The 15,758-nt window shown below is 46.5% G+C and carries 16 protein-coding genes and 1 pseudogene; 8 read left to right on the top strand and 9 right to left on the bottom strand.

All coding sequences use genetic code 11. The features are described 5' to 3' along the window. Positions 1–8: 8 nt before the first annotated feature. Positions 9–209, bottom strand: coding sequence for a hypothetical protein (locus NDI44_RS26650; RefSeq protein WP_190412939.1), 201 nt, complete (start codon positions 207–209; stop codon positions 9–11). 676 nt (positions 210–885) lie between these two features. Between NDI44_RS26650 and NDI44_RS26645 the strand changes: the two genes are divergently transcribed. The 5 genes from NDI44_RS26645 (at position 886) to NDI44_RS26625 (ending at position 6,131) form a co-directional block, all read left to right on the top strand. Then, positions 886–1,437: a heme NO-binding domain-containing protein gene (locus tag NDI44_RS26645; RefSeq protein WP_190412923.1), complete on the top strand. Its 552-nt coding sequence runs from the start codon at positions 886–888 to the stop codon at positions 1,435–1,437. Between the two features lie 8 nt (positions 1,438–1,445). Further along, entirely contained in the window at positions 1,446–2,783 is a 1,338-nt protein-coding gene (locus NDI44_RS26640; protein ID WP_190412922.1) for an ATP-binding protein, read from the top strand. Positions 2,784–3,337: 554 nt separating this feature from the next. Next, positions 3,338–4,195: a nucleotidyltransferase domain-containing protein gene (locus tag NDI44_RS26635; RefSeq protein ID WP_190412921.1), complete on the top strand. Its 858-nt coding sequence runs from the start codon at positions 3,338–3,340 to the stop codon at positions 4,193–4,195. A gap of 320 nt (positions 4,196–4,515) precedes the next feature. Further along, positions 4,516–4,797: an antibiotic biosynthesis monooxygenase gene (locus NDI44_RS26630; protein WP_190412920.1), complete on the top strand. Its 282-nt coding sequence runs from the start codon at positions 4,516–4,518 to the stop codon at positions 4,795–4,797. A 485-nt stretch (positions 4,798–5,282) separates the two neighbouring features. Continuing rightward, positions 5,283–6,131, top strand: coding sequence for an alpha/beta hydrolase (locus NDI44_RS26625; RefSeq protein WP_190412919.1), 849 nt, complete (start codon positions 5,283–5,285; stop codon positions 6,129–6,131). Positions 6,132–6,376: 245 nt separating this feature from the next. Here NDI44_RS26625 and NDI44_RS26620 read toward each other — a convergent pair whose 3' ends face one another. Both NDI44_RS26620 and NDI44_RS26615 read right to left on the bottom strand, forming a co-directional pair. Next, positions 6,377–7,237 carry an MBL fold metallo-hydrolase gene (locus tag NDI44_RS26620; protein WP_190412918.1) on the bottom strand — a complete coding sequence of 287 codons (861 nt, stop codon included), beginning with the start codon at positions 7,235–7,237 and terminating at the stop codon, positions 6,377–6,379. A gap of 143 nt (positions 7,238–7,380) precedes the next feature. Then, positions 7,381–8,184, bottom strand: coding sequence for an SDR family NAD(P)-dependent oxidoreductase (locus NDI44_RS26615; RefSeq protein WP_190412917.1), 804 nt, complete (start codon positions 8,182–8,184; stop codon positions 7,381–7,383). Positions 8,185–8,566: 382 nt separating this feature from the next. Here NDI44_RS26615 and NDI44_RS26610 point away from each other — a divergent pair, with 382 nt between their 5' ends. Continuing rightward, positions 8,567–9,166 carry a hypothetical protein gene (locus NDI44_RS26610; RefSeq protein WP_190412916.1) on the top strand — a complete coding sequence of 200 codons (600 nt, stop codon included), beginning with the start codon at positions 8,567–8,569 and terminating at the stop codon, positions 9,164–9,166. A 210-nt stretch (positions 9,167–9,376) separates the two neighbouring features. Further along, positions 9,377–10,159 (top strand): intradiol ring-cleavage dioxygenase, encoded by a 783-nt coding sequence (locus tag NDI44_RS26605; RefSeq protein WP_190412915.1) that lies wholly within the window; start codon positions 9,377–9,379, stop codon positions 10,157–10,159. Between the two features lie 80 nt (positions 10,160–10,239). Here the strand turns inward: NDI44_RS26605 and NDI44_RS26600 are convergent, their stop codons facing one another. The 3 genes from NDI44_RS26600 to NDI44_RS26590 form a co-directional block, all read right to left on the bottom strand. Then, positions 10,240–10,869 (bottom strand): PAP/fibrillin family protein, encoded by a 630-nt coding sequence (locus NDI44_RS26600; RefSeq protein ID WP_339380681.1) that lies wholly within the window; start codon positions 10,867–10,869, stop codon positions 10,240–10,242. A gap of 19 nt (positions 10,870–10,888) precedes the next feature. Beyond that, entirely contained in the window at positions 10,889–11,596 is a 708-nt protein-coding gene (locus tag NDI44_RS26595) for a hypothetical protein (RefSeq protein ID WP_199304856.1), read from the bottom strand. Positions 11,597–11,941: 345 nt separating this feature from the next. Then, complete coding sequence (locus NDI44_RS26590; protein WP_277877578.1) at positions 11,942–12,070, bottom strand: hypothetical protein; 129 nt, start codon at positions 12,068–12,070, stop codon at positions 11,942–11,944. On the opposite strand from NDI44_RS26590, the gene NDI44_RS26585 reads away from it, so the two are divergent. Continuing rightward, positions 12,069–12,350: a hypothetical protein gene (locus NDI44_RS26585; RefSeq protein WP_190412914.1), complete on the top strand. Its 282-nt coding sequence runs from the start codon at positions 12,069–12,071 to the stop codon at positions 12,348–12,350. The genes NDI44_RS26590 and NDI44_RS26585 overlap by 2 nt on opposite strands. A 209-nt stretch (positions 12,351–12,559) precedes the next feature. On the opposite strand, the gene NDI44_RS26580 is transcribed toward NDI44_RS26585, so the two are convergent. The 3 genes and pseudogenes from NDI44_RS26580 to NDI44_RS26570 form a co-directional block, all read right to left on the bottom strand. Next, a complete protein-coding gene (locus NDI44_RS26580; protein ID WP_190412913.1) occupies positions 12,560–13,192 on the bottom strand; it encodes a Uma2 family endonuclease in 633 nt (210 codons plus the stop codon). Between the two features lie 223 nt (positions 13,193–13,415). Next, entirely contained in the window at positions 13,416–14,702 is a 1,287-nt protein-coding gene (locus NDI44_RS26575; protein ID WP_190412912.1) for a DEAD/DEAH box helicase, read from the bottom strand. Between the two features lie 650 nt (positions 14,703–15,352). Continuing rightward, positions 15,353–15,490, bottom strand: a pseudogene (locus tag NDI44_RS26570) (nicotinate-nucleotide diphosphorylase (carboxylating)); the annotation flags it as partial. Positions 15,491–15,758: the final 268 nt, after the last annotated feature.

Below are 15,758 nucleotides of genomic sequence, written 5' to 3'. Positions count from 1 at the left end.
GTTGTCATCTATGCTTGCTTCATCACCCGCGTTGAGGGCAAATATAGTAAGGATAAAAATTCTGCCAGTTCAACAAGTCCTTCTGCTTCTTGTTGTTCTGCTGGAGACGGCGTATGACCCTTATCCTGACGAGCCAACAAAGATTGCAAGTTTGTTTGAACCGCCTGGGGAAGTTGGAATCGAGTTAGTTTGATAGAAATCTCAACGATTTAGGGTACAAAGCTGTTGGCTGAATTAGGAACCTTGGGATAGCCTCGTTGTATTCCACATCTAACGCACATAGTTGAACTGGTCAAGGAAGGAAGTGAAGATCAATCTCAATGGAAACTGGGTGAATGGGGCATTTTCAGATGGGTGAAGGTAGATTGCGTTGCTGATTTCAGCGCTCCTCACCGTATTCCCCTCGATAAAGATGTCATGAGAGCAGATTGGGGGTGGCAAGATACTAAAGCAAAATCGTTAGCCAGTCCCAGCCTAATGTCTCGGTGGAACAATATTGAAAGTTTGAGAACACATTTAAAGGAAGTGTTTAGCTAATAGCTGGACTTGAGTGTTTAGTTATTGTACACGGCGGTCTAACAATCTCAATGCAGCTTTCTGTCGTTCGGCGCGATCGCTGTAGGTGATAAAAAACGTGCCTATCGTGCCAGTCAGGGTTGGCTGCACCACAACATACTGCTTTTGTGCAGCAGCTAGGGAAGGAATGAGGAGCGATCGCTCTTAAGTAGTAAAGCTATAAGGCTCCAGTAGTACCAAACTTGGTGCAGTTATCTTAGAAGTAGGCTCTCTAAAGAAAAGATTGTGTCAGCCGATTCCAGCAACTCAATCTCACGAGGGTTGCAGGCAAATTATGAAAAAGTCTAAAACAGCACTACAGGAGATTTTATGTACGGCTTAGTCAACAAAGCAATTCACGATATGCTGTGTAGTCGCTTCGGTGAAGAAACCTGGAAAGAGATTCACCATAAGTCTGAGGTCGAGGTGGATGCATTCATCAGCATGGAGTCTTACCCGGATGATGTGACCCACAGACTTGTAAAAGCTGCAAGTCTTGTTTTAGGTTTATCTGCTTCAGAAATCATGCAAGCTTTTGGAGAGTTCTGGGTTCAATACACCGCTGAAGAAGGGTATGGGGAACTAATGGCAATGAGCGGTGATACGCTTCCCGAATTTTTAGAGAATTTGGACGATCTTCATACCCGCATTGGAGTCAGTTTTCCGAAACTACAGCCTCCATCCTTCACCTGTAACGAAGTTGAAGAACAAACATTGCACCTCCACTATCATTCACACCGAGAGGGATTAGCTCCAATGGTAGTGGGATTAGTGCAGGGATTAGGAACACGTTTAGATACGGTTGTTGAAGTTACGCAGATCCAAAGTAAGTCTGAGGGTGCAGACCATGATGAGTTCTCAATTCAGTACAAGCCTCACTGAGCCTTTCTATGCACCCTCCCGATCTGACTTTGCCTCCTCAATTGTTTGCTCAAGCTTTTCCTTTTCATTTTGTGTTTAAGAGCGATCGCACAATCGTACAATCGGGAGAGGTTTTGCAGAGGCTTATTCCTCAAATCATCGGGTCACAACTTGACCAGTGCTTCCAAATTAAGCGTCCCATTATTCAAAATGCTAATTTTGCTGCTATTAGTAAGCAATCTCATAGTATCTTTACGCTGAAATCGCTTGATAGTGAAATGATTCTAAAAGGGCAGATGATGCCTATTACTGACAGCGAGGTTATTTTTTTTCTGGGTTCCCCGGTCGTTACGGAAATTAGCCAGTTAAACCAACTAGGAATTAAATTAAAAGACTTTGCAATTCACGACTCTGTTACCGACTTTCTCTTTCTTTTACAAGCAAAGGGTAAGTTGATGGACGAACTGACAGAGCAGCAGACCAAATTAAAAGATGCTTTGAGAGAAAAAGAGGCGATCGCTTCCCTGGCAGAGGCGAGAGCTAAAACCGTAGAACAAGCGATCGAAAACTTACAGAAAACTCAATCGCAACTGATTCAAGCTGAAAAAATGTCTGGACTGGGGCAAATGATGGCAGGAATTGCCCATGAGGTCAACAACCCGCTTAACTTTATCAACGGTAATCTTAGCCACATAAACAACTATGTTAAGGATTTAATAAGCCTGCTCAACCTCTATCAAAAACACTTTCCTCAAGCCTCTCCTGAAATCATTAATTACATGAAGGAAATCGACTTGGAGTTTTTGCTGGAGGATTTACCCAGTCTCGTCTCATCTGTAGAAATGGGAGGTCATCGCATTAGAGATATTATTTTGTCATTACGAAACTTTTCTAGATTAGATGAAGCAGAACAAAAAAATGTGGACTTACATGAAGGAATTGAGAGTACATTATTAATTCTAAATCACAAGCTGAAACATGATGTTGAGGTTGTTAGGAACTATGGATGTCTGCCAAAAGTTTTGTGTTATCCAGCCCAGCTAAACCAAGTTTTCATGAATATTCTTTCTAATGCTGCTGATGAATTATTAGAGACAGATATAAAATCCAAGCAGATTGCGATCCAAACCAGTGTAAATGAATTGAATTACGCCTGTATTCGCATTCAAGATAATGGGAAAGGCATTCCTCTGGAAATTCAAGAGAAAATTTTTACTCCATTCTTTACGACCAAACCTATCGGCAAAGGTACAGGATTAGGACTATCAATCAGCCATCAAATTATTGAAAAACATCATGGTTCAATCGAGGTAATCTCTGAAGTAGGAAAGGGGACCGAATTTACTATTAAAATTCCACTTTCCTAATTGCAGTATGTTTCTCTAGGTCAAGGGATAAAGTTACTGAGCGATCGCACACGATTCCATTTTGCGATCGCGTTGTTATGTCTTGCACTCATAGCAAAACTCGTGAGGAAGCAATTCGTAATGGTAAAAACGTAATCGAAATGTAAGAGGATGCATAGCTTGCAAAAGGTGAATTACTCCCTGAACCTAGTATGCTGCAAATTGCTTTATTCTTATTAATCTTCTGACGCAGATTGGGCACAAAATCTGTTTTGACTTGACCTCAAACATCAAAGCAGGGACTAACTGAGCATGGTCTCCTGTTGCTTGCCGCGATCGCTTTCCTTGGACTCAAAGCCTAATCGCTTCGATTCAGCTAGATACAGACTATTCAACAGAATTCCATGTAGATAACTCTATATAGAAAATATAGTTGAAGCGGGTGGTGTTTGATAGCGAATGCGGTACAACTAATAGTTGTGCAGCTTATGTTATGAGTGAGGGTGTTATTTGAAGCTTGTCCGATAGCATCTAATGTGAAATGGGTTTGAATTGGTGGTAAAAATGGAGTCAATATGAATCAGCAGTTGCCTCAGTTCATCCACCGTGTTGTTGAACGTTTACAGTCAATTCAGGGAATTGCAGCGATCGCTCTAGGGGGTTCAAGGGCACGAGGCAACCATACACAGAAGTCAGATGTGGATCTGGGAATCTATTACAATCCAGAGAATCCGCTTGATGTGACTGCTCTAAATCACCTCGCCTCTGAACTTGACGACAATCATCGCGCAAATCTAATCACCCCAATTGGTGGATGGGGGAAATGGATTAATGGCGGTGGTTGGCTAAAGGTAGAAGGAGTATCTGTAGATTTTCTCTATCGTGATGTGGCTCAGGTTAATCGTGTCATTAATGATTGTCATACTGGGCAAATTACTATTGATTACCAACCAGGGCATCCACACGGCTTTGTGTCCTCTATTTATATGGGTGAAGTTGCCATTTGTCTGCCACTTCACGATCCGTATAACGTTTTAGACGCTTTAAAGGCAAAGACAACCCCTTATCCTATTCAGCTTAAACAAGCAACTATTGATACTTTTGCCTGGGAAATTAGTTTTTCACTGTTCATTGCACAAAAGGCAATTGCACGCGGAGATGTTGCCTATGCAGCAGGTTGCTGTTTCCGTAGCGTAGCTTGTATGAATCAGGTATTATTTGCACTCAATGAAGAATACCTATTGAATGAGAAAGGTGCGGTGGCAGTTGCCAACAGCTTTGCGCTCTGTCCACAGAATTATCAACAACGGATTGAGTCAGTGTTTGCTTCGTTAGCGGCTGATGCAAAATCAATGATGGATGCGATCGCAATCCTTGAAGGAATTGAGCATGATTTGAGTCAATGGTATGGCAATCGTCGGTTAGTTATGTAAAGTCTAAGAGGCTAGTATTGAGCATAGTCTCCTGTTGCTTGCCGCGATCGCCTTAGCTCTGGTTCCTGAATCAATCTGACTGACGCAGAGTTCAGGAATGATGAATTTTCAAGTTCTGAGTGTCGCTGGACTGGTCGGTGAAGGCTTTGAACTCGATCGCATCGTGACTGCAAAAGAGGCGCACGTCGTTACTGCGATCGCGTGATCATGCACGTAGCCGATCTTGATCATGGAGCCTCGGCTCGCGATCCACTACTACCAACACCAATGTCCCAAGCATCGGTTAGGTTAATAAAGAAACACTACTAGCTAGATAAATTATGCAATACGTGTTAATTATCCATGAAGTTGAAGACTACGAGTCGTGGAAGAAGGTTTTTGACAATGCATCCGACATAAGAAGGGAAGCTGGAGAGAGGTCGTATCAGGTCTTAAAGTATGAAAGCGATCCCAACAAAGTGGTGCATTTCTCATTGTGGACATCGATAGACGATGCCAAGCGTTTTTTTGAATCTCCTAAACTCATTAGAATCAGAGCTGAAGCCGGAGTAAAGGCTCCTGATTTCATATACTTGGAGCAACTAGAGTCAGGCACTTTGTAGGATCGGGTAGTAAAAATTCCCTACAAGTCTGTCTGCGTGTCTATGACACAAATCCAACTCGCCTCTCCTAAAATTCCCCTAAGGAAGAAAGAGGATTTATGAGTCGATACAGCACGATCGTTCAATGGTAGTAATTGGACATTGCTGACCTCTATTTTTACGCACTGACTACCGTAGCTTGTCCTTTTGCTACTGTAGCTAAAATAGCCAAGACTTCTGGTGCTAAGGCTTCAAATCTGCCAAACGATTGGATGGTGCTGTGAAGACGCGATCGCAACTGTACGAGGATGTAAGTCTTGCGTCTATGTCAATCTATTCCTGAACCCAGTACGCTGCAAAAGCGTACTTTATCCTAGTATTAACATTTAATTAAGCGATTACTTAAAATGTCGAAACTACTTGAACGAATCATAGTAAATCCTAGACTGTATGGCGGTCGTCTCTGTATTTATGATTAAGCATATGAAATCTGGAGAAGTAAGAATATGTCTTTAACAGGCCATGTGTATTCAAGCGGTTTTCAGCTTCAGTATATTGTTGAGGGTGACGGTACTCCTACCATCGTGGTTGGAAGTTCACTGTATTACTCTAGAACGTTTTCTAACAATCTTCGTAGCAGTCTAAAGTTGGTCTTTATCGATCATCGAGGTTTCTCACCTCCTTATAATTGTAAAGACACCTCTTTGTTCCAGTTAGACTCACTGGTTGATGATATTGAACTGGTTAGGAAAGAGCTAGGGTTTGGCAAGATTATTGTTATTGGTCATTCAGGTCATGGATTTATGGCGCTGGAGTATGCCAAGAAATATCCTGCCAATGTGTCTCATGTGGTAATGATGTGCTTAGGACCAAATTACTCCCATGAAGGGCATTTGGCTGCGGAACGTTATCTGAATGATTCTGTTTGTCCTGAGCGTAAAGCGGCTCTTGCTAAAAACCTGACCAGGTTGCCTGAAGAAATATCTGCTGCACCTGAGAAAGCTTTTATTACTTATTGCCTTCTCATGGGACCCAAAAGTTGGTTTGACTACAACTATGACGCGACAAAACTTTGGGAAGGTATAGAAGTCAATATGGCTATGTTTGATTATGTCTGGGGCGAGGTTTTTCGGGATATAGATATTACTGAGAACTTAGATAAGTTGCAAGTACCTGTATTGCTTGCACTTGGTCGCTACGATTACCTCGTTCCACCACCCTATATGTGGGAAGGAGTAAGAGACAAGTTTAGTAATCTTACTATCCGCATATTTGAGAAGAGCAGCCATGCGCCTCACTTTGAAGAGCCAGAGCTATTCGACAAAGAGTTACTCGATTGGCTTTTTAATGGCTAACCCTTTTTTGATAGGAAGCCTAACATTTTCTTATCTTCATATAAACTAATCGCAAGTCAACTAAAACCCTAACCTGTGTTCATAGAGCTAAAAATTCCTGAGTCTTCTGACGCAACTTAAATAAGAAGTCAGTTTTGGACTTGACCTCAAACATCAGATCGGGGACTAACTGAGCATAGCCTCCTGCTGTTCAGCGCGATCGCTCTTAATTCCTGCTTCTTCAATCAATCTGATTGACGCAGACTTCATGAATGATGAATTTTCAAGTTCTGAGGGTCGCTGGACTGGTCGGCGAACGCTTTGAACTCGATCGCATCGTGGCTACAGAAGAGGCGCACGTCGTTATTGCGATCGCGCGATAATGCACGTAGCCGATCTTGATTGTGGAGCCTCGCCTCGCGATCCACCTCCATCATCCATTGGTAGAAACGCATTCCCGGCGTGCAACGTGGTTCGGAAGAGTCCATCTCGTTTCGGTAAAAGTAGGCATCGCCTGCATTCAGGAGCCAACTCTCTCCTGTCTGGATGGCAACGCCAGCATGACCCCGTGTGTGACCAGCAAGCGGGATGAGGAGAATCTCTGGCGGTAGTCCCTCAAGATCGCGCACAGCCTGGAAGCCGAACCAGGGTTCGCCCCCCGGCGAATAGAACTTCCAGCGTTTAACCTCGTCCCACTGGTCTGGACGATAGCGCTGGCTGGTAATGAAGCCGTGCCGATCCTGCGCTGCATCAATTTCAGTCTGCATTACGTGTACGGTTGCTTCAGGGAAATCCTCCAGTCCGCCAGCATGATCGAAATCGAGGTGGGTAAGTACGATATGGCGCACGTCCCGTGCGGAAAATCCTAGTTGCTCGACCTGAGCGATCGCCGTGTACTTGCGATCGAACTGGATACCGTTGAAATGAATAAAAAACGGGCTGAGTCGCTCGTAAGGTGACTTAACATCGCGCAGACCAAAGCCAGTATCGATTAGAACGAGTCCCTGGTTCGTCTCCACGAGCAGACAGTGACAGACGAGGCGAGCCGTTAGACCGCGACTGAAGCCATCGAAGAGCGCCCCACCGACCGGACACATACAGCCACAATTGAGATGATGAATGTGCATAAGTGTTCTGCTTTAAACTACTTTTTGCCTACGGGTATTGATGTCTGCACCTCATTCGACGCTTGCATTTGCTCCGGTCGGTATGAGAATGCCTGCCAAAACGCCTTTATATACAACAGATGATCGGGAAGGCACTGTGTGCGTTACTTGTTAGCCGACTCAGACTCAGTCATCTGACGATGCAGTTCAGCCTTGAGGGTATCAGGCAAAACCTTGCTCACATTGCCCTGAATCTTCGTCAGGAGCGAACCAGCGATGATGTGATCCTTGCCTGCCATTAAGGCATCGAAACCTTGTTTGGCGACTTCAGCCGGGTCATCGTTCTGTTTTGTACCCACCGTGGTGTCGTCCATTCCCGCACGATGGAAGAAGTTGGTATCGGTTGGCCCAGGCATGAGTGAGGTAACAGTGACGCCTGTGTCCTTTAACTCGTTGCGTAGCGCTTCCGAGAAGGAGTGTACAAATGCTTTGGAAGCCGCGTAGACTGCTTCAAATGGCCCTGGCATGATGGCAGCAATTGACGAACTGAAGAGGATTCGACCCTTGCCGCGCTCGACCATATCTTTCACTACCCGTTTGGCGAGATGCACAGATGAAACGACGTTCAGGTTGATGAGATTCAGCTCGTCCTTTAGGTCAGTCTCGCGGGCGAAATCACCACCGACACCAACCCCGGCGTTGATTGCGATCGCATCTACCGATCTGCCAGTCGCCTTAATTTGGTTGTAGAGTGTCTCAACACCGTCATAAGTAGCAAGATCGGCCTGTACCGTCTCGACCTTGGCACCCAGTCCCTCAAAGGTTTGAGCGGCTTCATCGATACTCGATCCGGTGGCTGTGACAAGGAGATCAAAGCCGTTTTGGGCGAACTGTTTGGCAAGCTCGTAACCGATGCCCTTGGAGGCACCTGTCACGACAGCCAGAGGTCGGTTCGACGAACTGTTCATAACCATTTAAACTCCTGTAGGGCTTCTCCACGCTAGGAAGCTGTGGATTGTGCTTCTTTTTCGCTATCAGTAAAGTCTGCGCGAATGCGATCGCAACTCTTACTAATCCTAGGAAGACATCTGTGCGATCGCGTCTTTCCAAGGAAGTATGGCTGTTGTCTGTTTGAGGTTACTTTTGTGGAGTTCACGCGATAGCGCTAGCGCGCTCGCAGAGCTTCGCCTGCGGTTCAGATCCCCGACTTTTCTAAAAAGTCGGGGATCTCGCCTTCACTAGCTCACATTACAAAACTGTAATTTTGACAAGGGGCAAGCTGTAATTTTGGTTGAGCTTAATTGAATCTATAGACACATTTCTAGATTCAACCGAAGGAGAAAGCTTGTGATGAATACCCGCCGACTGTTAGCAGCGATCGCGATTCCTGTTCTAGTTGGGACGTTTGGATGTGTGACTCTTAATCAGGCGATCGCTCAATCGCCTAACCGACAAGCCCAAAACTCATCCCAGCCCAATCAACAACAGCAGGGACAGGGACGCAGACGAGGACCAGATTTTGCCGCAGCGGCTCAGAAATTGGGCATTTCAGAAGCTAAGTTGAAAGAAGCACTGGGAGTGCCAGCGAATCCTACACCAGGACAACGCCCACCTCGTCCCGACTTTAAGGCAGCGGCGGCAAAACTCGGCATTACCGAACAACAATTGGTAAATGCGTTGGGAGTTCCGCCCCGTCCGCCCCGTCCCGATTTTGCAGCCGCAGCGCAGAAGCTGGGTGTGTCAGAAGCCAATTTGAAGGCAGCACTGGGAGTACCTGCAAACCCACCAACTACACCGCCCAAACCGGGACAACGCCCACCCCGACCCGATTTTAAGGCGGCGGCGGCAAAACTCGGCGTGACGGAAGAGCAACTGGTAAATGCGCTGGGAGTTCCGCCCCGTCCACCTCAAGATGGCAACCAATCAGACGTACCTCCTCCTCAGCAATAAGCTTGAATCAATTTAGCGACCCTTTCGTGGATACGACCAAATTTTCAATAAGCCCTGGCGATTAGAAATCGCGGCTAAACAAACTAAGTCCGCCTGCGCGGACTTAAGACAAATCAAAGATTTTGAAACCCGCGCAGGCGGGTTTTGTCTGTGTAGACGCGGTTTCAACCGCCCAGGTAGATTGCGATAATTCTATTTGGAGCAGATGAAATGAAAAAAGACCGTGTGAAAAGAATCCCAGTTGTCTCCATGCTGAAGCGGCGAGAGGTGCTTGGCTTTCTAGGGGGAACAGCGGCAGTATCGCTTGTGGGATGGTGGCGCGGAGAGTCGATCTCAGCAAAACCGATAAATACATCAACTCAGATACCGACTCCGGTAGCGATCGCGCAGACTCCGACTTGCGTGGTAAAACCCCAACAAACGGAAGGGCCATATTTCGTGGATGAGAAGCTTAACCGTTCTGATATCCGCTCAGATCCCTCGAACGGTGCGGTAAAGCCGGGAGTACCGTTGCGTTTGGTGTTTCGTGTCTCTGGGATTGATAGTAGATCCTGTACGCCTTTGAGGGGTGCAACTGTAGACATTTGGCATTGCGACGCGCTGGGGGTGTATTCCGATGTTCGGGACTTCAACGGGGATACGCAAGGGCAAAAATTCCTGCGCGGCTATCAGGTGACGGATGCAAATGGGACTGCGGAGTTTGTGACGATTTATCCTGGCTGGTATCCAGGCAGAACGGTTCACATTCACTTTAAGATTCGCACCGATTCTGCGTCTGGGCGTGGTTCTGAGTTTACCTCGCAGCTTTACTTCGACGATGCTCTCACGGATCAAATTTACGCGCAGTCTCCCTATGCTGCTAAGGGACAGCGCACCCAGAGGAACGATGGAGACGGCATTTTTCAAGATGGTGGTGAAGAACTGATGCTTCAGCTAACCCAAGATGCACAAGGCTACGTGGGTACGTTCGATATTGGGCTTCAGATGACTTGAACTATTGCATATGACTCAAGAGCGATCGCATTCTTCATAATTCCTGAGTTGATAGAACGCGATCGCTCAAAACGCCCAACTCACTCACGACGAAATACAAACAGATTGCCTGTTGCACCGCGTCCTACCCTAATTTCTTCGTCTAAATAAGAGGTTGTCCACTCTGCCTGATTGCGGAAGAATTCCAATACTGGTATTTTCAGCTCAGGAAAACTCCAGCTTTCCATGCCAAAAAGCTTTGTTGCTTGCATCGAAAAACTGTCAAAAGTCACTTTAGCCGTTTGTTCATCTGCGCCCCAAGTCCAAACGCCGTCAGCCTGTAACCGCCATTCTCCCAACAGGGGTAAGTCAAGAAAAGCACCGTTACAGGTAGAAATTTTCCTCGTACCGCCTGCAACCAACCTTTGCCACACCCGTTTGATGTTTATTGTTCCCCCAAAATCTGGAATTGATGCGATTTGGCGGGTAACAACCGTTCCTTTTGAGGCGTACACCAATTGCCAATTACCGAGTAGAGTAGGCAGATGGTTGGGGTGGAGTGGCTGTGGGATGGGATTGATGCTTTCTAGCTGCTGCACAATTTCATCGATTGGCTCTCCATCAGACGGAAATAGCGCTTGCTGTAGTCCTAATGCTTCTACTCGCTGCAAGAGTTCAGTTTTTAAGGCAAATCTCGTTGCGTCATCCCCTACCATGTCTTGATGTTCCACATCCTTATTAAGTTTTAGACTACAACTTGGTATCGGCTTTCTGCCATTCCATCAACATTCCATCTGTAATATTGATGTACGAATCGTCTAAAAACTCTTTGAGTGCTTCCTTCCCACCTGCTTGAAAAGCGCTCACGAACCGCTTCCTCTCAGTTAGAGGAAAGGCAGCAGTGACAAAAGCTTTTTGGTGTGCCTGACTAGCAGTAGGGTTGGTCTGTTCTAGTTGCTTCAGTAAATTCTGGATCTTGGCAGCAGCCTCAGCTAGAGTTTGCCTTTGCTCAGGAGTGTAGTTATCTTGGCTTAATTTAGCTGATTGACCCTTACCCTTAGTCTTCTTCCTCTTAATACCTGTAACTGCTTCTCGGATAACCTCTAAGTCTTCCGGTCTTGCCCACTTAGTTACAAGAGTTACCCTGTACTCATCTGTGCGTCCTGCACGTTTTTCTTGGGTAAGGAAACCAGCCTCACATAGGAACTTTAATGAATACTGGACGCGGCGAACACTCATCTGACAGATTTCCGCTGTCTTGCCAAGACTAGCAAAATACTTACCATTAGGCTTTCCTCCTGTCCTACGAACAGCATGTGCATAAACCCGAAACTCGTAGGGGTCTAATCCATACTCATCAAGTTTGTTGTGAACAAACATTACTGAGTTAGGGCTAGATAGGCTGTTTGCGTTTGGAGCTTCTTGTTCCGTTTCTAAAAGGGCTTTTTCGGTCGGCATACACTTGTTTTAGCTATGTTTTTACTACTGAAAACTGACCTTACTCTGACTTTCCGGCTTATTCCGAAGTAAAGGTGTTATGTACTTCATGCCACTAGCTTTAACACATTATACATATACCCATGCATCAAATACCAAGCACCAAAGTTTTTAATGCCGTAGCCCTGGTATTAGTTCAGGGCTGTTACTCAATAGGGCTAACTTAACCGATTTATCCCTTACGGCAAACACAGAAAACGCGAAGGAATCTCAGCAGCCGGAATTTTGGCATTAACACTCAAACAGTAGAGCCGCACAGATATTGCCAAAACTGAGTTGTATGGTCCATACTGAAAACAGTGAAGGCTACCGACGTAGATATCGATAGCCTTCACTGTACAGAATATATTGGGGACGGGTTTGCTTGCCCGCGATCCGTCCTTCATTCAATTGAAATCCACCAAAAACTTCCAAACAGGAGGAATGTTTCCACATGGCAGACTCATATAGTAACCATGATAACTCAGAATTGCCAGAAAACAAGCCCTGGGATGCTTTACTGACACTTATTCATGAGTTCATTCGTGCCCAAGTCAAAGCATCGGGACTCACGCTAGACACCAATTTAGAGAGGTTGATCCGTCAATCTCGCATAGAAGATGTTCGCTATGCTCTCAAAGTTGTTGAGGAGACGCGCAAACGAGAAGTGGTAAGAAACCCAGAAGGGTTGTTCTACCGCATACTTGTAAATCGGCGGCAGGTTTATAGCAATTAAAGTCAATTTGGCCCCACCTAGATTGACCTAGTTTCAATACATTGAGGGAGACACACGAGAGAGGAATTCCTCCTCTCGTGTATTTCCAATACCAATCATCTGTTTAAAAATGGCTATATCAAAGTCATTGATGGGTAGCTGACAGTCATCGCCAAAGAGCGATCGCCAAACCGTATTTCATACGCGATCGGGGTAAATCTTTCCTGATATTAACCCAGTTGTATTTTCAGTTCGCGCAGCATCCGACTGGTTCCCTCATCAATGGCTTTTTGTAACAGTTGGGGAATCATTTTGGTGATGGGAAGATCGGGAAAGATAGAATTGACAGATGATTCCGCGTAGTCACCGTTTTGGAGAATGTAAATCTTAAGTTGGCGACTCCGATAGATCCACACTTCCGGAACGCGCAGCGCTTCGTAGGCGTTCAAGGTAGTCTTTGAAGTTACATCAGACTCAATGGCGAGATCGGGAGGTGGGTAAACCGCTAAATCCATATTGGTGCAACCCCAGACACGACTGGCATTCTGGATGTAAAAGCAGGTATCGGGTTCGACTCCGGCAATTTCTGGTTGCTTCAGAGTAGTTGAGCCAAAATCTTCCCAGTCCCGCCCTTGAGCATCTAAGATAGCTTTGACAATATCAGCAATAATGCGATGGGGGCGCTCGTGCAGTGCCAAAGGGGACATGATTTCCAGCGTTCCTTGGTAGTATGCAATGCGGGTGCTGCGCTTTTCTCCCAATTCGGTAAGAATCTGTTCAAAGTCCTGCCAAGACAAGTTATGAATGCTAATCGTGCTACCGGGAGTGAGTTCAATGGCACGAATGGGAATGGTAACGGTCATTGGTGTTCCTCCATCGATTGCTTAAGCAGCTTTTTCAACCGTAACTCGCCATTCACCCATAATTATCATTGATGACTAACTGACAGCGATTGCCAAATAGCGATCGCAAACCTGTATTTCGCACCGCACCCCTTACCAACCGCATTGTCAGTCCTTAAAAAGATACCCGACTTTTTTAGAAAGCCGGGTATCTCGCCTTAACTAAGCGGTAATCGCTAGAGGCTTAAGCAGTGTGCAGCCTTTTTTGAGCGCGACCTGGTGCGGTGGGCTTTTTGCTGCGGGTGGGTGCAGATGGTGCCTGGGACTTTGCTCGGTTACTGCGCCCTTGATTTGCGCGCTGACCCTTCGCTTGGTCTACCACTTTCTGGACTGGGGCAGTTGGCTCGTAGCCTGGAATCACATCTTTCACAAGGGTTTTATTGAGCAATCGTTCGATGTCTTTGAGGAATGAGTATTCATCTTCGCTGACGAGGGAAACCGCTCTTCCTTCATTACCAGCGCGACCTGTGCGACCAATGCGATGCACGTAGTCTTCTGGTACGTTAGGGAGTTCAAAGTTGACTACGTGGGGCAGCTGATCGATATCTAGACCCCGTGATGCTACATCGGTAGCAACTAATACTCGCACTTTTCCTTGCTTAAAGTCTTGCAAAGCACGGGTACGGGCTGCCTGACTTTTGTTGCCATGAATTGCAGTGCTTTTCAGCCCATCTTGAGCAAGTTGCTCAGCTAGACGGTTGGCTCCGTGTTTCGTCCGGGTGAAGACTAGCACTTGTTGCCAATTGTGGAACCCGATCATATGAGAAAGCAGTTCTCGCTTGCGATTGCGATCGACCGGATGAACCACCTGCTCTACCTGCTGTGCGGCGGTATTCCGGGGAGCTACTTCGATCTGGGTCGGAGACTTTAGTAGGGTGCTGGCAAGCTGCTGAATCGGTTTAGAGAAGGTGGCAGAAAACATCAGCGTTTGCCTCGATGCAGGTAGCACTGCCAAAATTTTGCGGATGTCGCGGATGAAGCCCATATCTAACATGCGATCGCATTCATCCAGCACCAGTATCTCTATCTTCGAGAGATCGACCGTCTTTTGCCCAACGTGGTCGAGCAAGCGACCGGGTGTAGCGACTACAATATCAACTCCCCGATGCAGCGTTTGAACTTGCGGCTTAATTCCCACGCCGCCATAGATGGCTGCTGCTCGCAGCGACAGGTATTTTCCATAAGTTTTGACGCTATCTTTGACCTGATCTGCCAGTTCGCGCGTAGGGGTGAGGATGAGGGCACGAGGTCTGCGATGCACCTGGTTGGCGTTGGCAGTACCTAGGAGTTGCAGTAAAGGCAGGGTAAAGCCAGCAGTCTTGCCCGTTCCAGTTTGGGCGCTGGCGAAAATGTCTTGCCCTTTCAGGATGGCGGGAATTGCTTGCTGCTGAATGGGGGTTGGCTCAGTATAGCCAGAGTCAGCCACAGCACGAAGCAGGTCCGTTGAAAGACCGAGGTTACGAAATGTCATGGATGCGATCGCTCCTAGTAATGCCCCTATCCCAAATCAAGTGCCTGGGGCCAGTCTAAGAGCAGGAAATTTGTGGTTCAGTTGGATGGCTTAAATGAGCTTTTTTCCAATGCGCCAGAAACAGACCGGAATGTACTGGCAGAAACTCATCCTAACAGACATTCGGACAAAATATCTGAAGAAGGATGGGGTAAGCTAAGCTCTTCACAATGCTCTCCCGCTTCTTGGGAGTTTGTTCAATTTTGACAATTTTACTCAAGTCGCCGTACAGTGCGGTCAACAGGGTTAAAGCAGAAACTCTTATTCATCCGTGGCTTTCCCCCGCATTGTCTTCATCTGCTACTTCTTAATCTGCTACTTTTGCTATCAAAACGCTTACTTTGAGAGCTACGTGTGGGTTTGTTGAGTTTGCATCATTTGGGTACCACGATTGCACTTCTAATGAGTCAGGGCTTGCAATCGGCTCAACACTTCCTCCGTTCAGTTCTTAGCGGCGGTGTTCTTGAGCCTTAATTCAGAACTAGCCCCTCCTTAGTAATGCGCTGGTCGCTCATCAAAAGAAGCCGCTTTTTCTAACGATTGAGTAGCCAGGAAGATCCAATATCAAAGTGGAGGTCAGTCAAGGTCGCCACTTTATTCACCATCTACCTACGGATACGAGCGATCGCCTCGCCGATTCCTCCAGCTACAGCAATGTGATTATCCTTAATCATTACAGCATCATCTAGTTCCATCCGGTGGTTCATCGCTCCTCCCATCTGCATCGCGTACTTTGACTCGAGCGATCGCCGCGACCGACATCTTCCAACAACCAGGAGTGCAGGAGCGGGTCTAATACGATCAAGGGAGGTAGAACAGCCCTGGGACTCACCACGTCAGTTTTCCCCTAATTTTTCTAAAAGCTTGTCCAACCAACTTAGCCCAAAAGCTGCGCCCTTGGGGATTTTGAGAGTTTTCCAAAAAAGTTTTTCAAAACAGTTGACAGAAGCGGTTCGTGGTTGCTACATTAATAAAGCGGTCGGGAGAGCAAGCGAAAGTGAAGCGACACCGAAGCGC

Origin of the sequence: Trichocoleus sp. DQ-A3, from assembly GCF_039961975.1 — a bacterium.
Classification (GTDB): Bacteria; Cyanobacteriota; Cyanobacteriia; order Cyanobacteriales; family FACHB-T130; genus FACHB-T130.
Note: the sequence above shows the minus strand (reverse complement) of the source record. Positions and strands in the feature narration are given on the sequence as shown.